We start from the raw sequence: 1,074 nt of genomic DNA, 5'->3' as shown, positions 1-1,074 counted from the left end.
TGCAAGCTGCTGCATCTACTGCGCCCGGACATGCTGGTGTTGTGGGACAGGGGCTTCGACAGCAACGACTTCCTCGTCAAAGTCTGCGCGACCGGTGCCCAAGTATTGGGTCGGTCGCGCAGCAACCGGCGCATCCCGGTCCTGACCCGCCTGGCCGATGGCTCGTATCTGGCGGTCATCGCCGGGATCCCGGTGCGGATCATCGACGCCCAGATCACCGTGACCTGCATCGACGGCACCATGTTCAGCGCCAGCTACCGCCTCGTCACGACCCTGACCGACGCCCGCCGCTACCCGGCAGCGACGCTGGTGGCCCTCTACCACCAGCGGTGGGAACATGAATCCGCCTACTACGCGCTGCGCCACACGATCATGGCCGGACGAGTTCTGCGCTCGGGCGACCCCGTCGGTGTCGAACAGGAAATGTGGGCCCTGCTGAGCCTGTACCAAGCGCTGCGCATCGTGATGGTCGACGCCGCTGAATCCCGTCCAGGTACCGACCCGGACCGTTGCAGCTTCGCCATCGCTTTCCACACCGCCCGCGACCAGGTCGTCACCGCGGACGGGGTCGTTCCCACCGGGACCGGAAGCGGCCTTCTCGGGCGGATCGGCGTCCGGATCTTGGGGCACCTGCTACCACCACGCCGGCAACGGGTCAGCACCCGCAAGGTCAAATCACCGATGTCGCGCTACAACGAGCGTCTCGACGACGGACGCCCCGACACCAGCCGCACCGTCACCAATCTCGACCTCGCCATCGTAGTGCCCGACACCGAACAACTCCCGCTCCCAACCACTTCCCGCCACGACAGCCACACCGCCCCCGACCAGCGCCGACGCCACCGGATCCTGACCCTGCTCGACACCGACCCCAACCGCTTGTGGCGAGCCCGTGACATCGCCGCCCACTTCGGCGACATCACCCTCAACACCATGTACAGACAGTTGACCCGATGGGCCGACGACGGCCTCATCCACAAACTCGGCCCAGGCCTCTACAGCGCCACCGCCTGGTCACCCGAAACCCTTGCATGACAAGCGAAAACACTAACTACCCGGCCTTGGGTGAACCTC

The 1,074-nt window shown here is 65.9% G+C and carries 1 protein-coding gene; it reads left to right on the top strand.

Annotated features, from left to right (window positions below):
* Window positions 1-1,035: transposase (locus ABH933_RS45540; RefSeq protein WP_429455351.1), on the top strand; the 1,035-nt coding region annotated here is incomplete at its 5' end.
* Window positions 1,036-1,074 lie beyond the last annotated feature (39 nt).

It is taken from the genome of Nocardia sp. GP40, assembly GCF_050434125.1.
GTDB lineage: Bacteria > Actinomycetota > Actinomycetes > Mycobacteriales > Mycobacteriaceae > Nocardia > Nocardia albiluteola.
This window is presented reverse-complemented; position numbering and strand designations above follow the sequence as displayed.